The organism is Mesorhizobium sp. M7A.F.Ca.AU.002.02.1.1, from assembly GCF_003998535.1.
Lineage (GTDB): Bacteria > Pseudomonadota > Alphaproteobacteria > Rhizobiales > Rhizobiaceae > Mesorhizobium > Mesorhizobium ciceri.
The window spans coordinates 1-675 of record NZ_RZPB01001398.1 but is presented as its reverse complement, the minus strand read 5'-3'; the positions used below and the strand labels follow the sequence as shown (position 1 = coordinate 675).

At 61.8% G+C, this 675-nt stretch carries 1 protein-coding gene; it reads left to right on the top strand.

The genetic code is table 11. From position 1 onward, the window contains the following. Positions 1 to 675, top strand: a 675-nt coding sequence (locus EN879_RS37965) for a histidine kinase dimerization/phospho-acceptor domain-containing protein (RefSeq protein WP_245493959.1), incomplete at both ends; no start/stop codon positions are given.

Genomic DNA, 675 nt, shown 5'->3' with positions numbered 1-675 from the left:
CCACCGACATCACCGAGCTGAAGATGCGGGAGGCCGAACTGCGCGAGGCGCGTCAGCGCGCCGTGCTCGCCGACCGCGCCAAGTCGGAATTCCTCGCCAATATGAGCCATGAGATACGCACGCCGATGAACGGCGTGCTCGGCATGGCCGAACTGCTGGCCAAATCGGACCTCGACCCGAAGCAGAAGACGTTTACCGACATCATCGTGAAGTCGGGCAATGCGCTGCTCACCATCATCAACGACATACTGGATTTCTCCAAGATCGATGCCGGTCAGTTGGTGCTCGATCCGGCGCCCTTCAATCTGGCCGAGGCGATCGAGGACGTGGCGACGCTGGTGTCGACGCGCGCCAAGGAGAAGGACCTCGAGCTGATCGTACGTGTCGAGCCTCGGCTCGAGAGCCTATTCATCGGCGATGTCGGCCGCATCAGGCAGATCGTCACCAACCTGCTCGGCAATGCGGTGAAATTCACCGATGAGGGCCATGTGCTGGTCGACGTCACCGGCGAGAGGGCTCCAGCCGGAACGAAGCTCACCATTTCGGTCACCGATACGGGCATCGGTATCCCCGAGGAAAAACTGAAACTGGTCTTCGAGAAATTCAGCCAGGTCGACACTTCATCGACGCGGCGGCACGAGGGGACCGGCCTCGGCCTCGCCATCACCTCGCGGC